The organism is Hydromonas duriensis (assembly GCF_004363775.1).
GTDB lineage: Bacteria > Pseudomonadota > Gammaproteobacteria > Burkholderiales > Burkholderiaceae > Hydromonas > Hydromonas duriensis.
This window is the reverse complement of record NZ_SNZE01000006.1, coordinates 1-23,326: the sequence shown is the minus strand read 5'-3', so window position 1 is coordinate 23,326 and position 23,326 is coordinate 1. Positions and strand designations below refer to the sequence as shown.

Below are 23,326 nucleotides of genomic sequence, written 5' to 3'. Positions count from 1 at the left end.
TTTAGTTTGGGGTCAAAATAGTGCAAACTCGTTTTCAATGGATGCTCATCCATCCAGCTGCAATTGTTGCTCAGGGCGTTGGCTCTGGCTTGTTGCATCCTGCGTCAGGGACGTGGGGAACGTTGGTCGGTTGGTTGGTTTTTGTATTTTTAAATCAGTCGCTTGGGGCTTATGTCTGGGCGTGGCCGTTGTTGTTGGCGGTGACTTTCCCTGTCGGTGTGTGGGCGTGCCATGTGACGGGTAAAGAGCTGGGCGTGCATGATGATTCGTCAATTGTGTTTGATGAAATGTGGGCGATTTGGTTGGTGTTGTTGTTTGTGATGCCTGCGCCGCTGTGGCAACAGGCGATAGCTTTTGGTTTGTTTCGTTTGTTTGATATTTGGAAGCCTTATCCGATTCGCTTGGTTGATGAAAAATGGACGAATGGTCTGGGCGTGATGCTCGATGATGTGATGGCGGCGTTTTATGCTTTGCTGGTGTTTGCGGTGGGTAAGCAGGCGTATATTTGGATGGCGTCTTAAGCGCAGGGTGGTTTGCCTTGCGGTGTATGTTGGCAGGCGGCTTTATGCCGATGTCGTTATTTATTAAAGATTTTTTGCATGAGTTTAAATTTAACCTCTGACATGATTGCGCGCGTGATGACGCTTGCGGATCGCTTGAATCAACAGGGCTGGCACATGGGCACGGCGGAGTCGTGTACGGGTGGCGGTATTGCGCATACTTTGACTGAGCTTGCGGGTGCGAGCAGTTGGTTCACGGGCGGTATCGTGGCGTATAGCAACGCTTTGAAACAAGATGTGTTGAACGTGCGCACTGAGGATTTGCTCCAGCATGGCGCGGTCAGCGAAGTGGTGGTTGGACAAATGGCCAGCGGGGCTTTGCGCGTCTTGGGCGTGAATTGCGCTGTTGCGGTGAGTGGCATTGCGGGGCCGGGTGGTGGTACGGCGGAAAAACCTGTCGGTACGGTGTGTCTGGCATGGGGCTGGCGTGATGGGGTGGGTACAACTTTTGTGCGCACGGTGACACGGCGCTTCGAAGGTGACCGTGCGGCGATTCGCCAGCAAGCCATTGCGACAGTTTTGGATGGCTTGATTCGTGTGTGTGAGTTTAATAAGCTTAATTTGCCCGTGCCGATGCAGGTGCTTGAGGCTTAAAGATGAATTGCCGCCAAGGCTGTGCCGCATGTTGCATTGCACCGTCGATTAGCTCGCCGATTGTTGGCATGCCGCAAGGCAAGCCTGCGGGTGTGCCCTGTGTCCAGTTGGATGAACGTGGTTTATGTCGGCTTTTTGGTGAGTCGAGTCGCCCTGCGGTGTGTTCGGGTTTGCAGCCGTCGTTTGAGATGTGCGGCGAGACGCGAGGTCAGGCGATGGCTTTTTTACAACGATTAGAAATAGATACTCAGCCGTCATGATGAATAAGGTGATTGAAATGGTAAAACTGATTAAGTGGGTTATGGCTCTTGTGGTTTTAACGGGTTTGGCGTTGGTTGGTTGCCAAGCATTAAATACGCAGAAATCATTTAATGTCAGTCAGGCACAGTTGCAAAAGCTGGTGGATAAAAATTGGACGACCATGGCGGCGAAGTTGCAGGAAAGTAATGTAACCATCGCTGCGCCAACGTTAAGATTATTGCCTGATACTCAGCGCATTGCCGCCGATTTTGATGCGTTTGTTGACACAGGTGTTTTAGGGGTTAAATTAGACGGGCACATGTCTGTCTCGGGTGTGCCTGCCTACGATGAAGCGCAAGGTGCGGTGGTTTTACGTCAGATGGCTGTTGATAAATTTGAGTTGGTCAACGCGCCCAGCATGCTGGATGGTTTTGTGAAGGGGCAAGCACAAAAAATGGTGGCCAAAAAATTTGGTACAGATGTGCCTGTCTATAAAATTGAGCCCGATAAATTGCGCTTTGCTGGCAAGACTTGGATTCCTGAAAAAGTTGAAGTGGCAAAAGACCATTTGGAAATTACCTTGCAGCCTAGGTAACGATGACCCCGCATTTGTGCGGGGTTTTTTTACAAGCTCTGAAATGAGGCAATGATGGATAAAATAATTGTTTGGCTATTGTGGGCGATTGCATTGGTGGCTTTGGCGATTTCAGCCATCGCGCCTTACGAGCGCGTGACTTGGGCGATGGAAGTTGCGCCTATTTTTGTAGTTGTGCCTATTCTGTGGTTGACGCGCCGCCAATTTACTTTGACACCTTTGTTGATGGGCTTGATTGCGTTACATGCTTTGGTGTTAACGATTGGAGGAGCGTACACCTACGCCCGAGTGCCATTTGGGTTTTGGCTGCAAGAGGTCTTTGAATTGAGCCGTAACCCGTACGACAAAATAGGTCATTTCATGCAAGGATTTGTTCCTGCTTTAGCATCACGTGAGCTGATGATACGACTCGGTTGGGTGAGCACGTTCCGAGTCGCCAACTGCATGTCTGTTTGTGTGGCGATGACGGTCAGTGCCGTTTATGAATTAATTGAGTGGTGGGTCGCTTTAGCATTGGGGCAAGGCGCGGATGCTTTCTTAGGTACGCAAGGCGATGTGTGGGACACGCAGTCTGATATGTTCTGTGCGTTAATGGGTGCACTGGTTATGCTCATGCTCAGACGGTTTCATAACCAACAAATGAGGTGGATAGAATGACTGAAATGATGAAAGCCGTCTTGTGTGATGGTGTAGGTGAGGCCAGCGTGATGCGACTTGGTGAGGTGGCGCGGCCTGTACCCCTTGCTGGACAGGTTTTGATTAAGGTGCATGCCTCGGGGGTTAATCGTCCTGATGTATTGCAACGCAGCGGAAAATACGCTCCACCAGCGGATGCTTCGCCAATTTTAGGTCTGGAAGTGGCGGGTGAAATTGTTGCGGGCGACCTTGGAGATTATAAAATTGGTGATTCAGTGTGTGCGCTTACTCATGGTGGAGGCTATGCTGAATACGTGTTGGCCGAGCGTAAAGAATGCCTGCCTGTACCGCGAGGTTGGACGATGGCAGAGGCTGCCAGCTTGCCTGAGACCTTTTTTACAGTATGGTTCAATGTGTTTGAACGTGCGCACTTGGGGCGCGATAAGGTTGAAACATTACTTGTTCATGCAGGCGCAAGTGGCATTGGTGTCGCCGCCATACAAATGGCTCGCGCAATGGGGCAAACAGTGTGGGTGACCGCAGGGGCTGCTGATAAGCGCGAGGCTTGTGTGCGACTGGGGGCAACAGGTGCATTGGATTACCGCAATGCGGATTGGTGTGAAAAGTTTTTAGCCGCAACTCAACAAAAGGGTGCCGATGTGGTGCTTGATATGGTGGGTGGTGAAAGTTTGGGGCTTAATCTCAAAGTGATGTCGCATGGTGGTCGATTGGCGTGGATTGCTTTTTTAGGAGGGCATCGTGCAGAAGTGAGTATTCCAGATATTATGGCGCGTGAAATTACATTGACAGGTTCATTTTTACGTCGCCAACCAAGAGAAGTGAAGGCGTGCATAGCTAAAAAATTACGTGAACATATTTGGCCAAAGATTGAAAAAGGCGATATTACAGCTGTCATTGACCGTATATTTAAGGTTGAAGACGTGGTTTTGGCGCATCAACATATGGAAAGTAACGTGCATATTGGAAAAATAGTACTTCAATGGTAATGAGTTCTATTTGAAATGTCTGGAGTGATTCGAGCGTTGGCTGTGGGGTGTAGAGGCAATTGAGAGTTATTCTCAATTTGAGAAAACATGTGCAAAGTTGCCAACCACCATCAAAGACGCATAAAAGCAAACGCAGCGATTGACCGTATGCGTTTGAGTGCGTATAATTCGTCTGCTTTGGTAGGGCAGCTCATCACCGAAAGCCAAAAAACAGAAAAAGGACATATTTGTGCGTAACACATGGGTCATCGGCAATTGGAAAATGAATGGCGATTTGGCAGCTAATGCCGCGCTGTTAAAAGATATTGTTGCTGCGTCTTTTTCTGGAAGCGCGAACCTTGCCGTGTGTGTGCCTTTTCCCTATTTGGCGCAAGCACAGCAAGCATTGGCAGGAAGTCGTGTGCTGTTAGGGGCGCAGGATGTCAGTCAGTTCGAGCAAGGTGCGTATACAGGTGAAGTCTCTGCGAAAATGCTGAAAGATTTTGGTGTCGCATTAGTGCTGGTTGGTCATTCGGAGCGGCGTAGCTTGTTTGCTGATATCGACGAGGTTGTGGCGGCCAAAGCCTGGGCGGCTCTAACGGCTGGTTTGACTCCTGTGGTCTGTGTGGGCGAAACGCTTGAAGAGCGCGAAGCGGGTCAGGCAAAAACGGTTGTTTTAAATCAACTTAAAGCAGTTGCTGACGTGGTTGGTGCGCAAGGTCTGACTAAATGTGTTTTAGCGTATGAGCCTGTTTGGGCGATTGGCACGGGGCGAACTGCAAGTCCAGAGCAAGCGCAGGAAGTTCATGGCTGGTTGCGTGTGGCGCTGGCGGACATGGCTGTGGCGCAAATTGGTATTTTGTACGGAGGCAGTGTGAAGGCCTCCAATGCGGCGGATATTTTCAATCAGGCTGATGTTGATGGTGGTTTGATTGGTGGGGCGTCCTTGGTGGCGTCGGAGTTTTTGAGTATTGCAGCAGCGGCTTCTTGATTTAGCTGAACTGGGCAAAAAAGGCGGAAAACAGTGGGCATTTTAAAAACGATTTTGATTATTTTGCAGGTTGTCTCGTCTATCGGGGTGATTGTGTTGGTTTTGTTGCAGCAAGGTAAAGGTGCGGATGCGGGTGCTTCTTTCGGTGGCGGTGCATCGGGTAGCGTTTTTGGCTCTGTAGGCTCTGCTAACTTTTTGAGTCGAACCACGGCGTACTTGGCGACCTTGTTTATCGTCTGCACTGTTTTATTGGCCTTTGTTTTTACGGGTAATTCAACGGTGGGTTCTGGTAGTGTCTTGGATAAGGCGCCAACCGTGCCAGCGGCGACAACGCCGGTTGCTCCGACGGTTCCTGCGCCAACGGATGGCATTCCAAAGTAAATTGAAGAATGATTTGTGATTTAAGTTTAGTTGTTTAGGTAAGTTGATTAAGTAGTTTTTAAGAGAATAAAAGTTTTAGCCGACGTGGTGAAATTGGTAGACACGCTATCTTGAGGGGGTAGTGGCCGTAGGCTGTGCGAGTTCGACTCTCGCCGTCGGCACCATATTAAATAAATTGGTTATCAATGCCAATGAATGTGTCCTAATAAAAGGTGTTAAAGGGGCATTGTCAAAACATAAGCCGAGCAAGGCTTGTTGTTTTTTAGTGAGAACAGAGATGTATGGGCGCAAAGCCTTATGTCAGTTTGTAACAAATTTCATAGAGAGCAGATGAGCACCATGATATTAGCCAATTACGTCCCCGTATTGTTGTTTTTGTTGGCTGCTACAGGCTTAGGTTTGCTCGTTGTTGCCATCGGTTTTATTTTAGGCCCACGAAAACCAGATGCGGCTAAATTGTCCCCTTACGAGTGTGGTTTTGAAGCGTTTGAAGATGCGCGCATGCGTTTTGATGTGCGCTATTATCTTGTGGCCATCTTGTTTATTTTGTTCGATTTAGAAACTGCTTTTTTGGTGCCTTGGGCTGTGTCTCTGGACTATTTGGGCTGGACGGGTTTTGTGTTCATGCTGGTGTTTTTGGCTGAGCTGGTGCTCGGTTATATCTATATTTGGAAAAAAGGCGCGCTTGATTGGGAGTAAAAACCATCGGCGTTTTTTTGTGCCTGCATCATAACAATAAATATGTTTTAGACCATGGGCGTGATTGTTCACATGGTCTTCGCTGAACAAAAACAGCGATGCTGTTTTTGAAAAGAGGTCATCATGAGTGAAGAAATCATTGAGAAACAAGGCTTTATCACAACAACAGCCGAAAATCTCGTTAACTGGACGCGTACGGGTTCTTTGTGGCCAATGACGTTTGGCTTGGCTTGCTGTGCGGTTGAGATGATGCATGCGGGTGCTGCTCGATATGACTTGGATCGTTTCGGTATCGTCTTTCGCCCCAGCCCTCGACAATCTGATGTGATGGTGGTTGCTGGGACGTTGTGTAATAAGATGGCGCCTGCGCTGCGTAAGGTGTATGACCAAATGGCGGAGCCGCGCTGGGTTATCTCTATGGGCTCGTGCGCAAACGGTGGTGGTTATTATCATTATTCTTATTCTGTTGTGCGCGGTTGTGACCGTGTTGTGCCTGTTGATATCTATGTGCCAGGTTGCCCGCCTACTGCTGAAGCGCTGATTTACGGCATTATTCAGTTGCAAAACAAAATTATTCGTAAGCAAAAATCTGTTAATACCATCACGCGAGGTGAAGTATGAGTACATGGCAAAGCGTTTTGGTTGAGCGTCTTCGCCTGGCTTTAGGTGCTGATGTAAATATCGTTGAGGCTTTAGGTGAAGTGACCTTGACAGTGGCCGCTGGCGATTATTTGTCAACTTGCCGAGTCTTACACGATCATTCGGATTTGAAATTCGATATCATGGTTGATTTGGCGGGCATGGACTATTCTGAATATGCGGGCGTTTCAAATACTGGGCCGCGTTTTGCAACGGTTTTACACCTGCTTTCTGTTAGCCATAATCAGCGTCTTCGTGTCCGAGTTTTTGCTATGGACGATGCTTTTCCCGTTCTATCATCAGTCAAAAGCGTGTGGGCCTCAGCTGATTGGTATGAGCGCGAAGCATTTGATATGTTTGGTATTGTGTACGAAGGTCATGATGACTTGCGTCGTATTTTGACTGATTATGGTTTTATTGGTCACCCTTTGCGTAAAGATTTTCCTGTCACTGGTTACGTTGAAATGCGTTATGACCCCGAGCAAAGTCGGGTTGTTTATCAGCCAGTAACCATCGATTCGCGTGAAATTACGCCACGCATCATTCGTGAGGAAGGCTACGGCGGTCCGCGCTAAGAAGCAAAACACTGAGCGAACGTTGAGAGATAAACATGGCAGAAATTAAAAATTACACATTGAACTTTGGACCGCAACACCCTGCGGCGCATGGCGTATTGCGTTTGGTACTTGAGTTGGATGGCGAGGTGGTTCAACGTGCTGACCCACATATTGGTTTGTTGCATCGCGCAACAGAAAAATTAGCTGAACACAAAACATACATTCAGGCTTTGCCTTACATGGATCGCCTCGATTATGTGTCGATGATGAGCAATGAGCATGCGTATGTGATGGCGATTGAAAAGATGCTAGGTCTTCAAGTACCCGTTCGCGCACAGTATATTCGCGTGTTGTTTGACGAAATTACCCGTATTTTGAATCATTTGATGTGGATTGGTGCGCATGCGTTAGACGTGGGTGCAATGACGCCGTTTTTATACGCTTTCCGTGACCGCGAAGATTTGTTTGATGCGTATGAAGCGGTTTCGGGTGCTCGTATGCATGCAGCGTATTATCGCCCAGGTGGTGTTGCGCGCGACTTGCCAGACAGTATGCCGAAACTTTTAAAGTCTAAGGTTCGCAGTCAGTCGTCTGTTGACCGAGTGAATGTCAATCGTGACGGTAGCTTGCTCGATTTTCTTGAGGACTTCACGAAGCGCTTTCCAACATATGTTGATGAATATGAGACATTGTTGACCGACAATCGAATTTGGAAGCAGCGTTTGGTTGATATTGGCATTGTGACCCCTGAGCGTGCGAAAGCGTGGGGTTTTACGGGGCCAATGTTGCGTGGTTCAGGTGTCGTGTGGGATTTGCGTAAAAACCAGCCGTATGAAGTGTATGAACAACTCGCTTTTGACATTCCTGTCGGTAAAAATGGTGACTCTTATGATCGCTATTTGGTGCGAATTGCAGAAATGCGTGAGTCTTGCAAAATTATGGCGCAGTGCATCAGTTGGCTTCAGAAGAACGGGGGTTCAGTGATGGTGGATGACCATAAAGTTGCACCGCCATCGCGCGTTGATATGAAAAGCAATATGGAGTCATTGATTCACCATTTCAAATTATTCTCCGAAGGTATGCACATCCCAGCCTCCGAGGCGTATGCGGCAGTTGAACATCCAAAAGGTGAGTTTGGTATCTATATGGTATCTGATGGTGCGAATAAGCCCTATCGTTTAAAAATTCGCGCCCCAGGTTTTACGCATTTGCAAGCGCTCGATGAAATGAGCCGTGGTCATATGCTGGCCGACGTGGTGACCATTATTGGCACACAAGACATTGTGTTTGGTGAGATTGACCGATAATCAATAACGGTTGATGAATAGGCAAGGAAAAAGCATGTTATCAGAACAAGCATTGGCACAAATTGCGACGGAAGTCGCCAAATACCCGCTCGATCAAAAACAATCAGCGGTTATGGGCGCCTTGCGCATTGCTCAGGTAGAAAAAGGTTGGTTGTCACCAGAGACGATGTTAGAAGTGGCGACGATTTTAGATATGCCGCCCGTAGCAGTTCAAGAGGTCGCAACATTTTATAATATGTATGACCTTAAACCTGTTGGCAAGCATAAGATTACGGTATGCACCAATTTGCCTTGTGCGTTGTCAGGTGGTGTTGATGCTGCCGATTACATTAAGAAAAAACTCAATATAGATTTTAATGAAACGACCGCGGACGGTTTGTTTACCTTGAAAGAAGGTGAGTGCATGGGGGCGTGTGGCGATGCGCCCGTACTCTTGCATAATAACCACAAAATGTGTAGTTTCATGAGCACTGAAAAAATCGACGCACTGTTGCAGGAGCTGGCGCAATGACTTGTTTGCATGACCGACACATCGACCCCGTCATCTTAGCGGGTTTAAATGGTAACAATTGGGGTTTAGACGATTACGTCGCTCGTGGCGGCTATTCTGTACTCAAAAAAATACTGGCTGAGCAAACACCTGCAGATGAAATTTTAGCAGAAATGAAATTGTCTGCCTTGCGTGGTCGAGGCGGTGCGGGCTTTCCCACGGGATTGAAGTGGAGTTTCATGCCACGCGCGTATCCTGGTCAAAAATATTTGGTTTGCAATACAGATGAGGGCGAACCAGGCACGTTTAAAGATAGAGACATCATTCGCTACAATCCCCATGCTTTGATTGAAGGCATGACGATAGCTGCTTATGTGATGGGCATATCAAAAGGTTATAACTATATTCACGGTGAGATTTTTTCCGATTACATGCGCTTTGAGGAGGCTTTGGCACAAGCAAGACAAGCGGGTATGTTGGGTGAGAATATTTTAGGTTCTGGTTTTAGCTTTGATTTATACGCCCATCATGGCTACGGTGCTTACATTTGCGGAGAAGAGACGGCCTTGCTTGAATCTTTGGAAGGCAAAAAAGGTCAACCCCGTTTTAAACCACCATTTCCCGCGTCTTTTGGGTTGTACGGTAAGCCAACTACAATTAACAACACAGAGACATTTGCCGCAGTTCCTTTTTTATTGAAAATGGGCGGCCAGGCTTATTTAGACATTGGTAAGCCGAATAATGGCGGCAGTAAAATTTTCTCTATTTCTGGTGATGTGACGCATCCTGGCAACTATGAAGTGCCCATGGGCACACCTTTTGCAAAAGTTTTAGAGCTTGCGGGCGGTATGCGTGACGGTCGCCAAATCAAGGCAGTGATTCCTGGTGGTTCATCTGCGCCTGTTGTGCCAGGTGACATCATGATGCAGACCGATATGGATTACGACTCTATCTCTAAGGTTGGGTCGATGCTCGGTTCGGGCGCAATTATTGTCATGAACGACACACGCTGTATGGTTAAGTCGTTGTTAAGGTTGTCTTATTTTTATTATGAAGAATCATGCGGCCAATGCACGCCGTGCCGTGAAGGCACGGGTTGGTTATGGCGCGTGGTACATCGTATTGAACACGGTCAAGGTCGTCCAGAAGACTTGGATTTACTCGACTCAGTTGCTGCCAATATCATGGGGCGAACGATTTGTGCTTTAGGTGATGCGGCTGCGATGCCTGTTCGTTCTTTTGTCAAACATTTCCGTGATGAATTTGCCCATCACATTGAGCACAAGTCATGTCTTGTGCCCAGCTCACACGTTATTTAAGGTGATCCACCATGGTTGAAATGCAAATTGATGGCGTAAAAGTCGAAATGCCAGAAGGCAGTATGGTGATGGACGCCGTTAAAAAAGTTGGCAAGTACGTCCCCCATTTTTGCTATCACAAAAAATTATCAATTGCGGCATCGTGCCGCATGTGCTTGGTTGAGGTTGAAAAAGCACTTAAGCCCTTACCCGCTTGCGCCACTCCAGTGACGCCCGGTATGGTTGTACGGACACAGGTCGAATCAACGAAAGCGGCAACAGCACAAAAAGATGTGATGGAGTTTTTGTTGCTGAACCACCCTTTGGATTGCCCCATCTGCGACCAAGGTGGTGAATGTCAATTACAAGATTTAGCCGTGGGTTACGGCAAGAGCAGCTCACGCTATCAAGAAGAAAAGCGCACCGTTCAGGCCAAAGAAGTCGGCCCATTGATTTCAATGGAAGAAATGGCGCGTTGTATTCATTGCACACGTTGCGTTCGTTTTGGTCAAGAAGTCGCTGGTGTTATGGAGTTGGGCATGCTTGGTCGTGGTGAGCATGCAGAAATTACTACTTTCGTGGGCAATACGGTCAATTCCGAATTGTCGGGAAATATGATTGACTTGTGCCCTGTAGGCGCAATCACTTCAAAACCATACCGTTACAGCGCCCGCAATTGGGAGTTATCACGCCGCAAAACAGTCTCTGCACATGACTCGCTCGGTTCGAATCTGATTGTTCAGGTTAAAGACAACCAAGTTAAACGCGTATTGCCACTCGAAAATGTAGATGTAAATGATTGCTGGATTTCAGATCGAGACCGTTTTGCTTACGAAGGCTTGCATACACAAGATCGTGTGAGCCAGCCAATGATTAAACGTGATGGACAATGGCATAATGCAAGTTGGGAAGACGCTTTTGCCTATGTTGTTGAGCAAGTGAAAACAATCAAAGGTCGCGTTGGCGCAGATAAGCTGGGCGCATTGGCAAGCAACGCGTCGACAGTCGAAGAGTTATACATGCTCAAAGCATTGATGAATGGTTTGGGTAGTTCTCATATCGATGTGAATTTACGTCAGTCCGATGCTGCTTTGCCATCCGCCCTAACAGGTACACCTTGTTTGGCCATGCCGATTACTGCGTTTAATGATTTGCACGTTGGCTTGTTTGTGGGCACTGACTTGCGTGAAGAGCATCCACTTTTGACTGCTCGCTTACGTCAAGCGGCAAAGCGCAATGCAAAAATAAATGTCCTATCTGCGCATGCTGGCGATTTGTTAATGGTAGCCAATCAAAAAGCAACAGCGCCAAGTCAATGGCTCAAAGAATTGTTAGCAGTGGAAGTGGCTCTATCGTCAAGTGACGCGGGCGACAAGTCTTTTACCGCACAGACGGCGCGTGCTTTAACGGATGCTCGTGCTAAAAACAAGTCGGTTGTGGTTGGCTCTGCTGTCATGAATCATCCACAAGCAGCTCAATTATTGACTGTTTTAAACCGCATCGCGGCAACCACAGGCGCAACGCTCTCAATATTAGCCGAAGGCGCAAATACCCTGGGTGCTTATGCGGTGGGCGCGGTGGCAAAAAATGGCAGTTTAAATGCTATGCAAATGCTTGCTGAGCCTCGTGATGTGTACTTTTTATTGAATGTTGAGCCACAATTTGAGGCGGGTAATCCTGCGCAAGCCGCGCGTGCTCTAGCCAATAGCTTCGTGGTCGCTATGAACGCCAACTTTAGTGCGGTGGCAGATTATGCTGACGTGATTTTGCCCGTCACACCATTCACTGAAACCGCGGGTACTTTTGTTAATACTGAAGGACGGGTGCAAGCGTTCAATCCTGTGACCAAGCCTTTTGCTCAATCACGCCCCGCGTGGAAGGTTTTGCGGGTATTGGGTGAGCAATTTGGGCTAAGCAATGATAAAAGCTTCGCCGCCAATGACATTGCTGATGTTCGCGGTTTAACAGATGCGATTCTTTTGAATGGTGCAGCAGGTCGTAGCAATACAGTGAGCGTAGAGGTCAACCCTATTGAGTCATTAGGCTTGGAACGCAGTGGTCGTGTTGCCGCCTATGGTGCAGATGCGATTACACGTCGCGCTCAAAGTTTACAGAAAACAGAATGGGCACAGTCCGCGTCGGTGGTTGGTTTGTCAACCAATGTTTATATCAGTTTGGGTTTGCAAGATTTAGCTGAAGATTCTGCGTGGGTTATCGTCACACAAGATGGGCTTAAAGTGAAGGCGCAAGCTGTATTGCGTTCAGATTTAGGTGATAACGTAGTGGATATTCAACAAGGTTCAACATTAGCGGCGCAGTTGGGTAGTCAATTTGGCTCTGTGTCGGTGGAGCGTGCATGATGGAAATGATTAATTCGTTCACCCAGTGGGGCGACGCAACCTTTGGCGGCGGATGGCCCGTGATTTGGGCATTGATACGCATAGTGCCATTGATGGTGGTCATTTTGTTGGCGGTTGCTTACTTAACGTTTGTAGAACGAAAAGTGATTGGTTTCATGCAAGGTCGTTTGGGACCTAACCGAGTCGGTCCTGCAGGTCTGTTACAGCCGATTGCGGACGTTGTCAAATTATTGATGAAAGAAATCATCACCCCCACACGTGCGGATAAGCCATTGTATTACTTAGGCCCGATGATGGTTCTCGTGCCTGCTTTTGCTGTTTGGGCGGTGATTCCATTTGGGCAAGATTTGGTGATAGCCAATGTCAATGCTGCTTTGCTCTACGTCATGTCTATTGCGTCCATTGGTGTTTATGGTGTGATTTTAGCGGGCTGGGCTTCTAACTCAAAATATGCTTTTTTTGGCGCAATGCGCGCTTCTGCGCAAATGGTGTCCTACGAAATAGCCATGGGTTTTGCGATTATTGTGGTTTTAATGGTTTCAAATAGCTTGAACTTTTTTGATATCGTTAAAAGTCAGCAAACAGGTCGTTTTGCCGACATGGGTATGAACTTTTTGTCGTGGAACTGGTTGCCGCTGTTGCCAATGTTTGTCGTGTATTTAATTTCTGGCGTAGCAGAAACCAACCGTCATCCATTTGACGTGGTTGAGGGTGAGTCTGAGATTGTTGCTGGCCACATGATTGAGTACTCAGGAATGGGGTTTGCTTTGTTCTTCTTGGCAGAATACATCAATATGTATGTCATCTCCGCCTTGACTTCTTTGATGTTTTTGGGTGGATGGGATGCGCCGTTTGCATTCTTGTCGTTTATCCCAGGGCCCATCTGGATGTTGTTAAAAATGGCTGCCGTTATTTTCTTTTTCCTATGGATTCGCGCGACCTTTCCTCGTTATCGCTATGACCAAATCATGCGTTTGGGTTGGAAAGTGTTCATTCCTGTGTGCTTAGTCTGGCTATTAGTCGTCGGTGTTTGGTTGCACATTCCAGCATTAAACATTTGGGTGAAATAAGGCGAATATCATGGCATCATTAAAACATTTCATAAAAAGTTTCTTCCTCATAGAGTTGCTGCAAGGGATGGCGCTCACGGGTCGTTATTTCTTTAAACGTAAAGTCACATTGCAATACCCCGAAGAAAAAACCCCAATTTCTCCACGTTTTCGTGGCTTGCATGCACTGCGCCGTTATGAAAATGGTGAAGAGCGCTGTATTGCATGTAAATTGTGTGAAGCGGTATGCCCCGCCATGGCGATTTCGATTGAGTCGGCTCAGCGCGAAGATGGTACTCGCCGTACCACTCGTTATGACATTGATTTAACTAAATGTATTTTTTGCGGTTTTTGTGAAGAGTCGTGCCCAGTGGATTCGATTGTTGAAACGCATATTTTTGAATATCACGGCGAGAAGCGCGGTGATTTGTACTTCACAAAAGAGATGTTATTGGCAGTTGGTGACAAATATGAGGCTGAAATTGCAGCCAATAAAGCTGCTGACGCAAAATACAGATAATACACACGGGAAAGTAGGGCGAAATTTTCCTGAAATTGAATCGTGAAAACGACAGCTTTTTTCGTTTTTTAGCTCGATTAACCGTAACATAACGAAGACATGACAATGGACGTTCAAAGCCTTTTATATTTTATTTTTGCAGGTATGCTTTTGCTCTCCGCTTTATTGGTGGTGACGGTGCCTAACCCTGTACATGCCGCACTTTTTTTGATGCTTTCATTCTTTTCGGCTGCGGGCATTTGGATTATGTTGCAAGCTGAGTTTCTTGGCATCTTGTTGATATTGGTCTATGTTGGCGCGGTCATGATTTTGTTCTTGTTCGTGGTCATGATGATTAACCTAAATGTGGGTGAGCCTCGAAAAGGTTTTAAATCACTTCTGCCTTGGGCTTTGGCTCTGGGTGGGGTTGTTGTGTTGCAAATGGGTGCGGTTATTTATCATCATTTCAACGTAAAACCAAACGCTGATGTTTGGAAAAATTTGGTCGTCGACGGTTCAAATACACGCAAGATTGGTCAAGTCATGTACACCGAGTATGCGTTTCCTTTTGAAATAGCGGCGTTGATTTTACTTGTGGCGTTGATTGCAGCGGTTATTATCACATTGCGTCACCGTAAGGATGCTAAAACACAGAATGCAACGGCACAAGCACAAGTAAAAGCAAGTGAACGTTTGACTATGGTGGCGGTTCAAGCCGATGTGAGTGCGCATCAAACCAATCCGCCTGCTCCAGTTGTAGAGAACTCAGCTGCAGCATCTGCTCAGGAGAAAAAATAATGCTAGAACACGCTCATTACTTGATTTTAGGTTCTGCTCTTTTTGCAATTGGCGTTGTCGGGGTCGTTTTGAACCGTAAAAATATGATTGTTTTGTTAATGGCAATTGAGTTGATGTTGCTCGCGGTTAATATGAATTTTGTCGCCTTTTCTCATATGCTTGGAGATACGGCTGGGCAAATTTTTGTATTTTTCATATTGACGGTCGCAGCGGCAGAGTCGGCAATTGGATTGGCAATATTGGTCATTCTGTTCCGTAATATGGACACGGTCGATATGGACAAACTGGATAACCTCAAAGGTTAACGGGTCACAGCTTCAAATCATGTTATTTATTTAAATTGTGTGTGTTATTCATGCTGAATGAAGTGGTTAGATGACCACACATGGTTTTAATTGGATGTTCAAAAGCACAATTTGCTTTTAATTTAGAGTGAGAAACCTATGCAAGCGCTATATGTCTTGATTCCTTTAGCACCTTTGGTCGGTGCCATTTTGGCAGGTCTGTTTGGTAAACAGCTGGGACGTATCCCATCGGCCATCGCGACGATTTTAGGGGTGCTGGTTGCTTTCATCGGCTCGGTGATTGTTTTTAATCAGACACGCGCTGGAATTACTTTTGATGGTACGGTCTATCAGTGGGCTAATTTGGGTGGTTTAAAATTAGAAGTTGGCTTTTTAATTGATAATTTGACCACCATGATGATGTGTGTGGTGACGTTTGTATCTCTGATGGTTCACGTCTATACCATGGGCTATATGGCAGAAGACCCAGGTTATCAAAGATTCTTCTCGTATATTTCATTGTTTACTTTTTCAATGTTGATGCTCGTTATGAGCAATAACTTTTTGCAGTTGTTCTTCGGTTGGGAGGCTGTTGGTTTGGTGTCGTACCTGTTGATTGGTTTTTGGTACACACGCCCGACTGCGATTTTTGCCAATATGAAAGCGTTTTTGGTGAATCGTGTTGGTGACTTTGGCTTTGTGCTTGGCATTGGTTTGATTTATGCGTTTACAGGCTCTCTCGATTACAAAGAAGTTTTCGCCCAACGTGAAGCTTTGGCTGCAGCCATGTTCCCTGGCACGGGTTGGATGCTCATTACAACCATTTGTGTGTGCTTATTCATCGGTGCAATGGGTAAGTCGGCACAAGTGCCTTTGCATGTCTGGCTGCCTGACTCGATGGAGGGGCCAACGCCGATTTCTGCATTGATTCATGCTGCGACCATGGTGACGGCAGGCATTTTTATGGTGTCAAGAATGTCACCTTTGTTTGAATTGTCTGATGCAGCACTCTCATTTGTCCTGATTATTGGTTCTATTACCGCATTGTTTATGGGCTTTTTGGGCATCATTCAAAATGATATTAAACGAGTAGTGGCTTATTCAACCCTGTCGCAACTTGGCTATATGACTGTGGCGTTAGGCGTATCGGCTTATCCAATCGCGATTTTTCACTTAATGACGCATGCTTTTTTCAAGGCGCTTTTGTTTCTAGGTGCGGGTTCCGTGATCATGGGTATGCATCATGATCAAGACATTCGTAATATGGGTGGCTTGTGGAAATACATGAAAATCACATGGATTACTTCGCTGATTGGCTCTTTGGCTTTGATTGGTACGCCTTTTTTCTCAGGGTTTTATTCTAAAGATTCAATTATTGAAGCGGTTCACGCCTCGTCAATTTTTGGTTCAAGTTTTGCTTATTTTTCAGTTGTGGCTGGTGTTTTTGTAACCGCATTTTATTCTTTCCGCATGTATTTTTTGGTGTTTCATGGCAAAGAACGTTGGATGAGTACATCGCATGCACACCAACACCACGATGATGCACATGACGAGCATCACCACGGTTTAGGTCCGAATGATAAGCCGCATGAGTCACCATGGGTCGTTACCTTACCTTTGATTTTATTGGCCATTCCCTCTGTTATCATTGGCTATTTGGCGATTGAGCCGATGTTGTATGGTGAATTTTTCAAACATGGCGTCGCGTTTAGTCAAGTCATCCATGTTGCAAATGAAGCTCATCCTGCATTAGAAGAATTAGCTAAAGAGTTTGAAGAAAATCATGGCGCTTGGGGGATGGCGATGCATGCATTTACATCGTTACCATTCTTATTGGCTTTAGCAGGTGTTGTGGTTGCCTATTTCTTCTATATGGTTAAGCCTTCGATTCCAGCCGCAATCAAAGAGAAAACTAAATTTATCAATACAGTGCTTGAAAATAAATACTATTTTGATAAATTCAACGAGTCAGTTTTTGCGGGCGGTGCTCGTAAAGTCGGTGAGTTTTTGTGGAAGTTTGGCGATGCTAAAGTGATTGACGGCTTCTTTGTTAATGGCGCAGCGCGTATGGTGAATGTGTTTGCTCATGCGGTCAGTACCTTCCAGTCGGGTTTGATTTATCAATACGCATTGGCGATGATTATGGGGTTAATCGTGTTTTTGGGCTTGTTTGTGACAATGATGCGATAAGTACGTGGGATGTTTTTTTTGAAGTCCTTTTTACGTTTGATTTAAGAGTTAGATAAGTTTTGAGCGGTTGCTTCGCTTATAAACTTCAATTTAAAACCAAGAAAAGCAAATATTTTGTTTTTCTTGATTATAGAAAATGGTGCTGATGATGCCTTGGTTAAGTTTAGCGATTTGGGTTCCGATTGTATTTGGCGTGTTAGTCTTGTTGCTCGGGCGCAATGGTCAAGACAGTTTGGCGCGTAAAGTGGCGCTTGTCGGTGCCATTCTTGGTTTTTTGGTCACCGTACCCATCATGATGGGCTTTGATGGCTCAACAGCGGCTATGCAGTTTGTTGAAAAGCATGAGTGGTTGCCTGCTTTAGGCTCAAGCTATGCATTGGGTGTGGATGGTATTTCGATGTGGTTTGTCCCATTGACTGCTTTTATCACTGTATTGGTGTTGTTGGCGGGCTGGGAAGTCATCACTGAAAAAGTACCGCAATACTTTGCCGCATTCTTGATTTTGTCTGGTTTGATGGTGGGCGTTTTTGGTGTGACCGACGGTTTGTTGTTTTATGTGTTTTTTGAAGCGACCTTGATTCCAATGTACGTGATTGTTGGTGTTTGGGGTGGTCCCAATCGTGTTTATGCCGCATTTAAGTTCTTCTTATACACCTTGCTTGGTTCATTATTGACATTGATTGCTGTCGTGTACTTGTATTTGCAATCGGGTACGTTTGACATCGCAGCGTGGCACGCCTTGCCTTTGAGTTTAAGTGCTCAAAAATTATTATTCATTGCGTTCTTTATGGCTTTTGCGGTCAAAGTTCCGATGTGGCCTGTCCACACATGGTTGCCTGATGCGCACGTGGAAGCGCCAACAGGTGGTTCTATGGTGTTGGCCGCGATTATGTTGAAGCTGGGCGCGTATGGGTTTTTGCGTTTCTCTTTACCGATTGCACCTGATGCATCACATGCTTTTGCGCCTTTCGTGGTTACAATTTCATTGGTTGCGGTCGCTTATATTGGTTTAGTCGCCTTGGTCCAAACTGATATGAAAAAACTGGTAGCTTACTCATCTATTGCGCACATGGGGTTTGTGACCTTAGGCTTTTTCATGTTTGATGTTAACGGTATGGGTTACAGTGTGGCGATGCAAGGTGCGATTTTGCAAATGATTTCGCACGGCTTTATTTCTGCTGCAATGTTCTTCTGTATCGGTGTGTTGTATGACCGTGTGCATAGCCGAGATATTTCCGCCTACGGCGGGGTTGTCAACACAATGCCTAAATTCGCCGCATTTTTCATGCTTTTCACCATGGCGAATGCAGGTTTGCCCGCAACCAGCGGTTTCGTCGGCGAATTTTTGGTGATTTTAGGTGCGGTCAAATTTAATTTTTGGATTGCAGCCATTGCGGCAACCACCTTGATTGTCGGTGCGGCCTATTCGTTATGGATGTTTAAACGAGTTGTGTTTGGTGCGGTGGCGAATCAGAATGTGGCCGACTTGATGGATGCAAACGCGAGAGAGTTATTGATTTTGGCTTTGTTGGCGATCACCGTATTGGCGATGGGTTTGTATCCGATGCCTTTCACAAACGCAATGGATGTGTCGGTTAACCAACTGCTTGAACACGTCACTCATAGCAAATTGAAATAAATTCAAGCCGCTGGAGCGGCATTGGGTCAAACCTGAAAAAGTACTCGTACTTTTTCATACCGTTTTTTACTGGGTTAAACGTTATGCAAAACTTTTTTATTGCCTATCCTGAAGTGCTTTTGGTGTTAGTTGCTTCAGTGGTTTTATTGCTTGAACTGCGCGCGAAAGATACTCAACGCTCCATCATTCACGTGATGAGTCTCTTGGGCTTGGCTGGTGCGGGCTATTTAACTTCGACCATGTGGCATGCTGGCGTGAATGTACACACGTTTAACGACATGTTTGTTTCTGACCCCTTGGCGAATTTAGCCAAAATGTTCTCATACATATGTGTGGCCGTCACTTTCGTGTATGGTCAACGTTATGCCTCTGACCGTGGGTTTTTGCACGGTGAGTACTACAGCCTGTCTTTATTTGCGCTGGTGGGTCAAATGGTGATGATTTCTTCACACAACTTGATCGCCATGTATATGGGGTTAGAGTTGCAAGCACTTTCATTGTATGCAATGGTGGCTTTGCGTCGTGACCATGTGCGCTCAATTGAAGCGGCAATGAAATATTTCATCTTGGGGGCAATTGCATCTGGTTTTATTTTATTCGGAATGTCAATGATTTACGGCGCAACAGGCGGTAAATTGAACATCATTGAAATAGCCAATGTGATGCAAGCGGGTGTGCAGTACCCTCAAGTTGTGGTGTTTGGTTTGGTGTTTTTAGTGGCGGGTATTGCCTTTAAATTGGGTGTTGTGCCGTTTCACATGTGGGTGCCTGACGTTTATCAAGGCTCGCCTACACCTGTTACGCTGATGGTTTCGGCTGCGCCTAAAATTGCGGCTTTTGTGATGGTGGTGCGCATTTTGGTTGAAGGTTTGTCAGTACGTGCAGCGGACTGGAATGGCATGTTCGCTGCAATGGCGGTGGTTTCTTTGGCCTTGGGTAACTTGACGGCGATTCGCCAAAAGAACTTTAAACGTATGCTTGCGTACTCGGGCATTTCGCACATGGGCTTTGTTTTACTTGGATTTTTAGCAGGGCGTGCTGGCGCGGATGCTTTGGCTGGTTTTGTCGGCGTGGGCTCAGCGTTTTATTATGTGATTATTTATGCCATTAGCACATTGGCAAGTTTCGGTGTGATTTTAGCAATGAGTCGCGTTGGTTTTGAAGCAGACCAACTGGATGATTTGAAAGGTTTGAATAAACGCAATCCGTGGTTGGCCTTTCTTGTGCTGATTATCATGTTCTCCTTGGCGGGTATTCCACCGTTGGCGGGGTTCTTCGCTAAGTTTGTGGTGCTTAAAGGTTTAATGCAGTCGGGGCACGTATTTTTATCCGTATTGGCAGTTATGTTCTCTCTCATCGGTGCGTTTTACTACTTGCGCGTTGTTAAGTTGATGTATTTTGATAAACCTGAACATGAGCAAGCCATTGCGTTTTCACCTGTTCATCATGTGGTTTTGAGCATAAATGTTTTGGCTTTGTTGGTTTTAGGCATGTTGCCTGCAGGCCTTATCAACATGGCTGTTAATAGTGTTTTAAAGAGCTTAGGCGCATCGTAAATGACAGGCTTTTTGTGGTTACTGTTATTGCTGGGATTGCTTTTTGCCTCCCTGCCCTTTGTTGCAGACAAAACCTTTCTTGGTTTGCCTGTGCTTAAGCAGGACAAAAAAATGGGTCTTCGTTTATTTGAGTTGGTGTGCGCTTACGGTTTATTCGTGTTGTGTGGCCGTCTGCTTGAAGGCAGTGTGACGCAAGTTAAAACTCAAGGCTGGGCGTTTTATGCGGTGACAGCCTTATTTTTTATCGTTGCTGCTGCGCCTGCTTTTATCTGGCGTTATTTGTGGAAACGTTGAGATATAGGGTTTTAAGGTTGTTCTTCTGTTGCATGCACGAAGTACGCGGATTAGTAAGAACTCTTCTAAATCAGTCTTTTAATAAATCATTTATAGCGCGAGGATATCCACGCGCTTTTATTTTTTGGTGTAGAGATGACAGTATTGACACAGCAGCAACTACAAGATGCACAGGGCTTAATTGAAACCACAGAGAGCACCGCCAGCGTATACAAGGGCAGCTTTTTGGATGCGCATAAAGACCATGTGCGGTTGCCCAACGGTATGATGGCTACCCGTGAGTATTTAAAGCATCCTGGCGCAGTCATGGTTATTCCAGTGTTTGACAATGGAGATGTGTTGATTGAGCGTCAATACCGTTACCCGTTGCATCAGGTCTTTATTGAGTTTCCTGCGGGCAAAAAGGATGAAGGCGAATCGCCGTTAGAAACGGGACAACGAGAGCTTTTGGAAGAAACAGGTTATTGTGCGGCCGAGTGGTTGCATGTGACCGATATTCACAATGCGATTGCTTACAGCGACGAAGTCATACATTTTTACATCGCCAAGGGCTTAGTTAAACAACATGATGGCACTTTGGATGACAATGAGTTTTTACAAGTGCTGCGCGTGCCATTGACCGAGCTTGAATCATGGATGCGACAAGGCTGGGTGTCGGATGTCAAAACTCAGCTGGGGATTTTTTGGCTCAAAGATTACTTGGCGCAACAAACCAATCCATAGCAAGAGGAAAATATGCCGCACATAGTCATTGAGTACGCACAAGACATCGTCGCCGAATGTCCCATCTCGACCCTGATGGAAGCCGCCCATCAAGGGGCAATGGATTCGGGCTTGTTTTCAAATGCTTATGACATCAAAACCCGCGCAATGGCTTATGCCGATTATCGTGTAGGGCATACCCAAGACTGTTTCATTCATATTTGCATTCATTTGTTATCGGGTCGTAGCGATGAACAGAAAACCAAGCTGACACACTCGATTTTAAAACGCATGCAACACGTGGTGACATGCGCCCAAGTCATCACAGTCGAAGCTATGGATATGAACCGTGCCAGTTATGCTAAATATGTGAGCGCACACACTCTTTGATGGGCTTGCCAATGTTAAAAAAATTACAACTTTACATTCAACTCACTCGACTCAACAAACCCATTGGCATTTTGCTTTTGCTGTGGCCCACTTTATGGGGGCTATGGTTCGCAGCTCAAGGCATGCCACCGCTGAAAGAGCTAAGCGTGTTTATTCTTGGGACAGTGCTTATGCGTTCAGCGGGCTGTGCCATGAACGATTATGCCGATAGAGACTTTGACAAGCATGTTGAACGAACGGCGGCGCGTCCGCTCACCAGTGGGCACATCTCAGGAAAAGAGGCGATAGGCGTTGCCCTCGTGTTGACGTTTTTTGCAGGTATGCTGGCACTTACTTTGAATGCTGTGTCTATCAAACTCGCATTCGTAGCCGCGTTCCTCGCAGGCAGCTATCCCTTGTTCAAACGCTTTTTTGCCATTCCGCAAGCCTATCTTGGCATTGCATTCGGATTTGGTATTCCCATGGCGTTCGCAGCAATTCGTGGCGAACTGCCCGCATTGGCGTGGTGGTTACTGCTTGCCAATGTGTTTTGGACAATTGCCTACGATACCGAGTACGCCATGGTTGACAAGATAGATGACCTTAAAATCGGCATTAAAACATCAGCGATTACTTTTGGGTCATATGATGTGCTGGCGGTCGTGTGCTGCTATGCTGCTTTCATTGGCTTAATGGCTTGGGTTGGCGTCAGTCAAGGTTTGTCATTACCTTACTTTGTTGGCTTGATTATTGCTTCGATAATCGCCATTTATCACTATGGGTTGATTAAAAACCGTGAGCGTGGCGCCTGTTTTAAAGCCTTTCTACATAATAATTGGCTTGGATGTGCGGTTTTTAGCGGAACGGTCTTGGCTTTTATCAAATAAATTTTATTGGGTACTTGCACAGACGGACAACTGGCACAACGCTTAAACTGCTCGCGTAAAACCATTGTTCAAAAGCGCAAGGCGCTGGGTATTCCTGCTCACCTTCCCACCGCAAAACACCAACCATAAAAAAGATAGAAATAGAATGCAAGTAAGCATTGACAGCCTGAATATGCTGTTCTAGTATGTTCTTAGATAGTTGTTTCAATAGATACAAAAAAGACGGGAGTAGGGAGGAAGAAATGAGTCCACTATATAAGATAAATGGCAAAAATGCACGAAGGTTACAGCTAAAGGCACTTTGGTGTGGATAAAAACAACCTCTCTATTGGCAGTTAAGAGTCGCCTCTCAGCAATATAAATCGTTGTTTTTTAGCAACGAGTGAAATAAAGACAAACAACAAGCAACGCAACAGCAACTAAAAACGGAGAAACCATGGCAAGGAATAGCCGCACGGTCAGCATCTCGGGAGCACACATCCCCATCAGCATCATGGGCACCCGCCTCATCATGTTCAGCCAACTCGAAGGCCGAGACGGCATCAACGAAATGTTTGATTACCGTGTGGTGGTATACAGCCGTGACGAATACGGCCAAGGCATCCTCGACCACTACATCAGCGAAGCCGCCGCCCAAGCAGGCGACGCCGTTGGCAGCAACTGGGACGTCGAAGCCCTCATCGGCTCCGCCGTCACCATCGCCATCGAACAAGACGGTCGCATCGA

At 46.3% G+C, this 23,326-nt stretch carries 28 protein-coding genes and 1 tRNA gene; all 29 read left to right on the top strand.

Annotation, left to right across the window (positions count from 1 at the left end; genetic code table 11):
• Positions 1 to 20 precede the first annotated feature (20 nt).
• Positions 21 to 521, top strand: a complete 501-nt coding sequence (locus DFR44_RS03940; RefSeq protein ID WP_246012042.1) for a phosphatidylglycerophosphatase A family protein — start codon at positions 21 to 23, stop codon at positions 519 to 521.
• A 78-nt stretch (positions 522 to 599) separates the two neighbouring features.
• A complete protein-coding gene (locus DFR44_RS03935; RefSeq protein WP_211336892.1) occupies positions 600 to 1,154 on the top strand; it encodes a CinA family protein in 555 nt (184 codons plus the stop codon).
• Positions 1,155 to 1,156: 2 nt separating this feature from the next.
• Positions 1,157 to 1,414 (top strand): YkgJ family cysteine cluster protein, encoded by a 258-nt coding sequence (locus DFR44_RS03930; RefSeq protein ID WP_133619407.1) that lies wholly within the window; start codon positions 1,157 to 1,159, stop codon positions 1,412 to 1,414.
• A 17-nt stretch (positions 1,415 to 1,431) separates the two neighbouring features.
• Positions 1,432 to 1,989 carry a DUF1439 domain-containing protein gene (locus DFR44_RS03925; RefSeq protein ID WP_162845148.1) on the top strand — a complete coding sequence of 186 codons (558 nt, stop codon included), beginning with the start codon at positions 1,432 to 1,434 and terminating at the stop codon, positions 1,987 to 1,989.
• A gap of 54 nt (positions 1,990 to 2,043) precedes the next feature.
• Positions 2,044 to 2,646, top strand: coding sequence for a DUF2238 domain-containing protein (locus tag DFR44_RS03920; RefSeq protein ID WP_342774558.1), 603 nt, complete (start codon positions 2,044 to 2,046; stop codon positions 2,644 to 2,646).
• 8 nt (positions 2,647 to 2,654) lie between these two features.
• On the top strand, positions 2,655 to 3,632 hold the full coding sequence (locus DFR44_RS03915; protein ID WP_133619492.1) for an NAD(P)H-quinone oxidoreductase: 978 nt from the start codon (positions 2,655 to 2,657) through the stop codon (positions 3,630 to 3,632).
• Positions 3,633 to 3,719: 87 nt separating this feature from the next.
• Entirely contained in the window at positions 3,720 to 3,869 is a 150-nt protein-coding gene (locus tag DFR44_RS11380) for a hypothetical protein (RefSeq protein ID WP_162845147.1), read from the top strand.
• Complete coding sequence (tpiA, locus tag DFR44_RS03910) at positions 3,862 to 4,602, top strand: triose-phosphate isomerase (RefSeq protein WP_133619404.1); 741 nt, start codon at positions 3,862 to 3,864, stop codon at positions 4,600 to 4,602. The genes DFR44_RS11380 and tpiA overlap by 8 nt, the downstream gene beginning before the upstream one ends.
• 33 nt (positions 4,603 to 4,635) lie before the next feature.
• Positions 4,636 to 4,983 (top strand): preprotein translocase subunit SecG, encoded by a 348-nt coding sequence (secG, locus tag DFR44_RS03905; RefSeq protein ID WP_133619403.1) that lies wholly within the window; start codon positions 4,636 to 4,638, stop codon positions 4,981 to 4,983.
• Positions 4,984 to 5,061: 78 nt separating this feature from the next.
• Positions 5,062 to 5,147, top strand: a tRNA-Leu gene (locus DFR44_RS03900).
• A 175-nt stretch (positions 5,148 to 5,322) separates the two neighbouring features.
• The gene (locus tag DFR44_RS03895; RefSeq protein ID WP_133619491.1) at positions 5,323 to 5,682 is read left to right on the top strand and encodes an NADH-quinone oxidoreductase subunit A; all 360 of its coding nucleotides are present in this window, start codon (positions 5,323 to 5,325) and stop codon (positions 5,680 to 5,682) included.
• 123 nt (positions 5,683 to 5,805) lie between these two features.
• The gene (locus tag DFR44_RS03890; RefSeq protein ID WP_133619402.1) at positions 5,806 to 6,303 is read left to right on the top strand and encodes a NuoB/complex I 20 kDa subunit family protein; all 498 of its coding nucleotides are present in this window, start codon (positions 5,806 to 5,808) and stop codon (positions 6,301 to 6,303) included.
• On the top strand, positions 6,300 to 6,896 hold the full coding sequence (locus DFR44_RS03885) for an NADH-quinone oxidoreductase subunit C (protein WP_133619401.1): 597 nt from the start codon (positions 6,300 to 6,302) through the stop codon (positions 6,894 to 6,896). Before DFR44_RS03890 ends, DFR44_RS03885 begins: the two co-directional genes overlap by 4 nt.
• A gap of 35 nt (positions 6,897 to 6,931) precedes the next feature.
• Positions 6,932 to 8,185 carry an NADH-quinone oxidoreductase subunit D gene (locus DFR44_RS03880; RefSeq protein ID WP_133619400.1) on the top strand — a complete coding sequence of 418 codons (1,254 nt, stop codon included), beginning with the start codon at positions 6,932 to 6,934 and terminating at the stop codon, positions 8,183 to 8,185.
• 34 nt (positions 8,186 to 8,219) lie between these two features.
• The gene (nuoE, locus tag DFR44_RS03875) at positions 8,220 to 8,696 is read left to right on the top strand and encodes an NADH-quinone oxidoreductase subunit NuoE (protein WP_133619399.1); all 477 of its coding nucleotides are present in this window, start codon (positions 8,220 to 8,222) and stop codon (positions 8,694 to 8,696) included.
• Positions 8,693 to 9,994: an NADH-quinone oxidoreductase subunit NuoF gene (gene nuoF / locus DFR44_RS03870; RefSeq protein ID WP_133619398.1), complete on the top strand. Its 1,302-nt coding sequence runs from the start codon at positions 8,693 to 8,695 to the stop codon at positions 9,992 to 9,994. Before nuoE ends, nuoF begins: the two co-directional genes overlap by 4 nt.
• A gap of 11 nt (positions 9,995 to 10,005) precedes the next feature.
• Positions 10,006 to 12,333, top strand: coding sequence for an NADH-quinone oxidoreductase subunit NuoG (gene nuoG, locus DFR44_RS03865; RefSeq protein ID WP_133619397.1), 2,328 nt, complete (start codon positions 10,006 to 10,008; stop codon positions 12,331 to 12,333).
• Complete coding sequence (gene nuoH / locus DFR44_RS03860; RefSeq protein ID WP_246012044.1) at positions 12,333 to 13,403, top strand: NADH-quinone oxidoreductase subunit NuoH; 1,071 nt, start codon at positions 12,333 to 12,335, stop codon at positions 13,401 to 13,403. Before nuoG ends, nuoH begins: the two co-directional genes overlap by 1 nt.
• Positions 13,404 to 13,413: 10 nt before the next feature.
• Positions 13,414 to 13,902 (top strand): NADH-quinone oxidoreductase subunit NuoI, encoded by a 489-nt coding sequence (gene nuoI / locus DFR44_RS03855; protein WP_133619396.1) that lies wholly within the window; start codon positions 13,414 to 13,416, stop codon positions 13,900 to 13,902.
• Between the two features lie 105 nt (positions 13,903 to 14,007).
• The gene (locus tag DFR44_RS03850) at positions 14,008 to 14,679 is read left to right on the top strand and encodes an NADH-quinone oxidoreductase subunit J (RefSeq protein ID WP_133619395.1); all 672 of its coding nucleotides are present in this window, start codon (positions 14,008 to 14,010) and stop codon (positions 14,677 to 14,679) included.
• The gene (gene nuoK / locus DFR44_RS03845; RefSeq protein ID WP_211336891.1) at positions 14,679 to 14,984 is read left to right on the top strand and encodes an NADH-quinone oxidoreductase subunit NuoK; all 306 of its coding nucleotides are present in this window, start codon (positions 14,679 to 14,681) and stop codon (positions 14,982 to 14,984) included. The genes DFR44_RS03850 and nuoK overlap by 1 nt, the downstream gene beginning before the upstream one ends.
• A gap of 138 nt (positions 14,985 to 15,122) precedes the next feature.
• Positions 15,123 to 17,153, top strand: coding sequence for an NADH-quinone oxidoreductase subunit L (gene nuoL / locus DFR44_RS03840; protein WP_133619393.1), 2,031 nt, complete (start codon positions 15,123 to 15,125; stop codon positions 17,151 to 17,153).
• A 148-nt stretch (positions 17,154 to 17,301) separates the two neighbouring features.
• A complete protein-coding gene (locus tag DFR44_RS03835) occupies positions 17,302 to 18,792 on the top strand; it encodes an NADH-quinone oxidoreductase subunit M (protein ID WP_211336895.1) in 1,491 nt (496 codons plus the stop codon).
• Between the two features lie 83 nt (positions 18,793 to 18,875).
• Entirely contained in the window at positions 18,876 to 20,348 is a 1,473-nt protein-coding gene (gene nuoN / locus DFR44_RS03830; RefSeq protein WP_133619392.1) for an NADH-quinone oxidoreductase subunit NuoN, read from the top strand.
• Positions 20,349 to 20,642: a DUF2818 family protein gene (locus DFR44_RS03825; RefSeq protein WP_133619391.1), complete on the top strand. Its 294-nt coding sequence runs from the start codon at positions 20,349 to 20,351 to the stop codon at positions 20,640 to 20,642.
• A gap of 135 nt (positions 20,643 to 20,777) precedes the next feature.
• The gene (locus DFR44_RS03820; RefSeq protein ID WP_133619390.1) at positions 20,778 to 21,365 is read left to right on the top strand and encodes an NUDIX domain-containing protein; all 588 of its coding nucleotides are present in this window, start codon (positions 20,778 to 20,780) and stop codon (positions 21,363 to 21,365) included.
• A 12-nt stretch (positions 21,366 to 21,377) separates the two neighbouring features.
• Positions 21,378 to 21,734: a 5-carboxymethyl-2-hydroxymuconate Delta-isomerase gene (locus DFR44_RS03815; RefSeq protein WP_133619389.1), complete on the top strand. Its 357-nt coding sequence runs from the start codon at positions 21,378 to 21,380 to the stop codon at positions 21,732 to 21,734.
• Between the two features lie 11 nt (positions 21,735 to 21,745).
• Positions 21,746 to 22,600 carry a 4-hydroxybenzoate octaprenyltransferase gene (gene ubiA / locus DFR44_RS03810; RefSeq protein ID WP_133619388.1) on the top strand — a complete coding sequence of 285 codons (855 nt, stop codon included), beginning with the start codon at positions 21,746 to 21,748 and terminating at the stop codon, positions 22,598 to 22,600.
• A 436-nt stretch (positions 22,601 to 23,036) separates the two neighbouring features.
• Positions 23,037 to 23,326, top strand: a 290-nt coding sequence (locus DFR44_RS03805; protein WP_133619387.1) for a hypothetical protein, incomplete at its 3' end; no start/stop codon positions are given.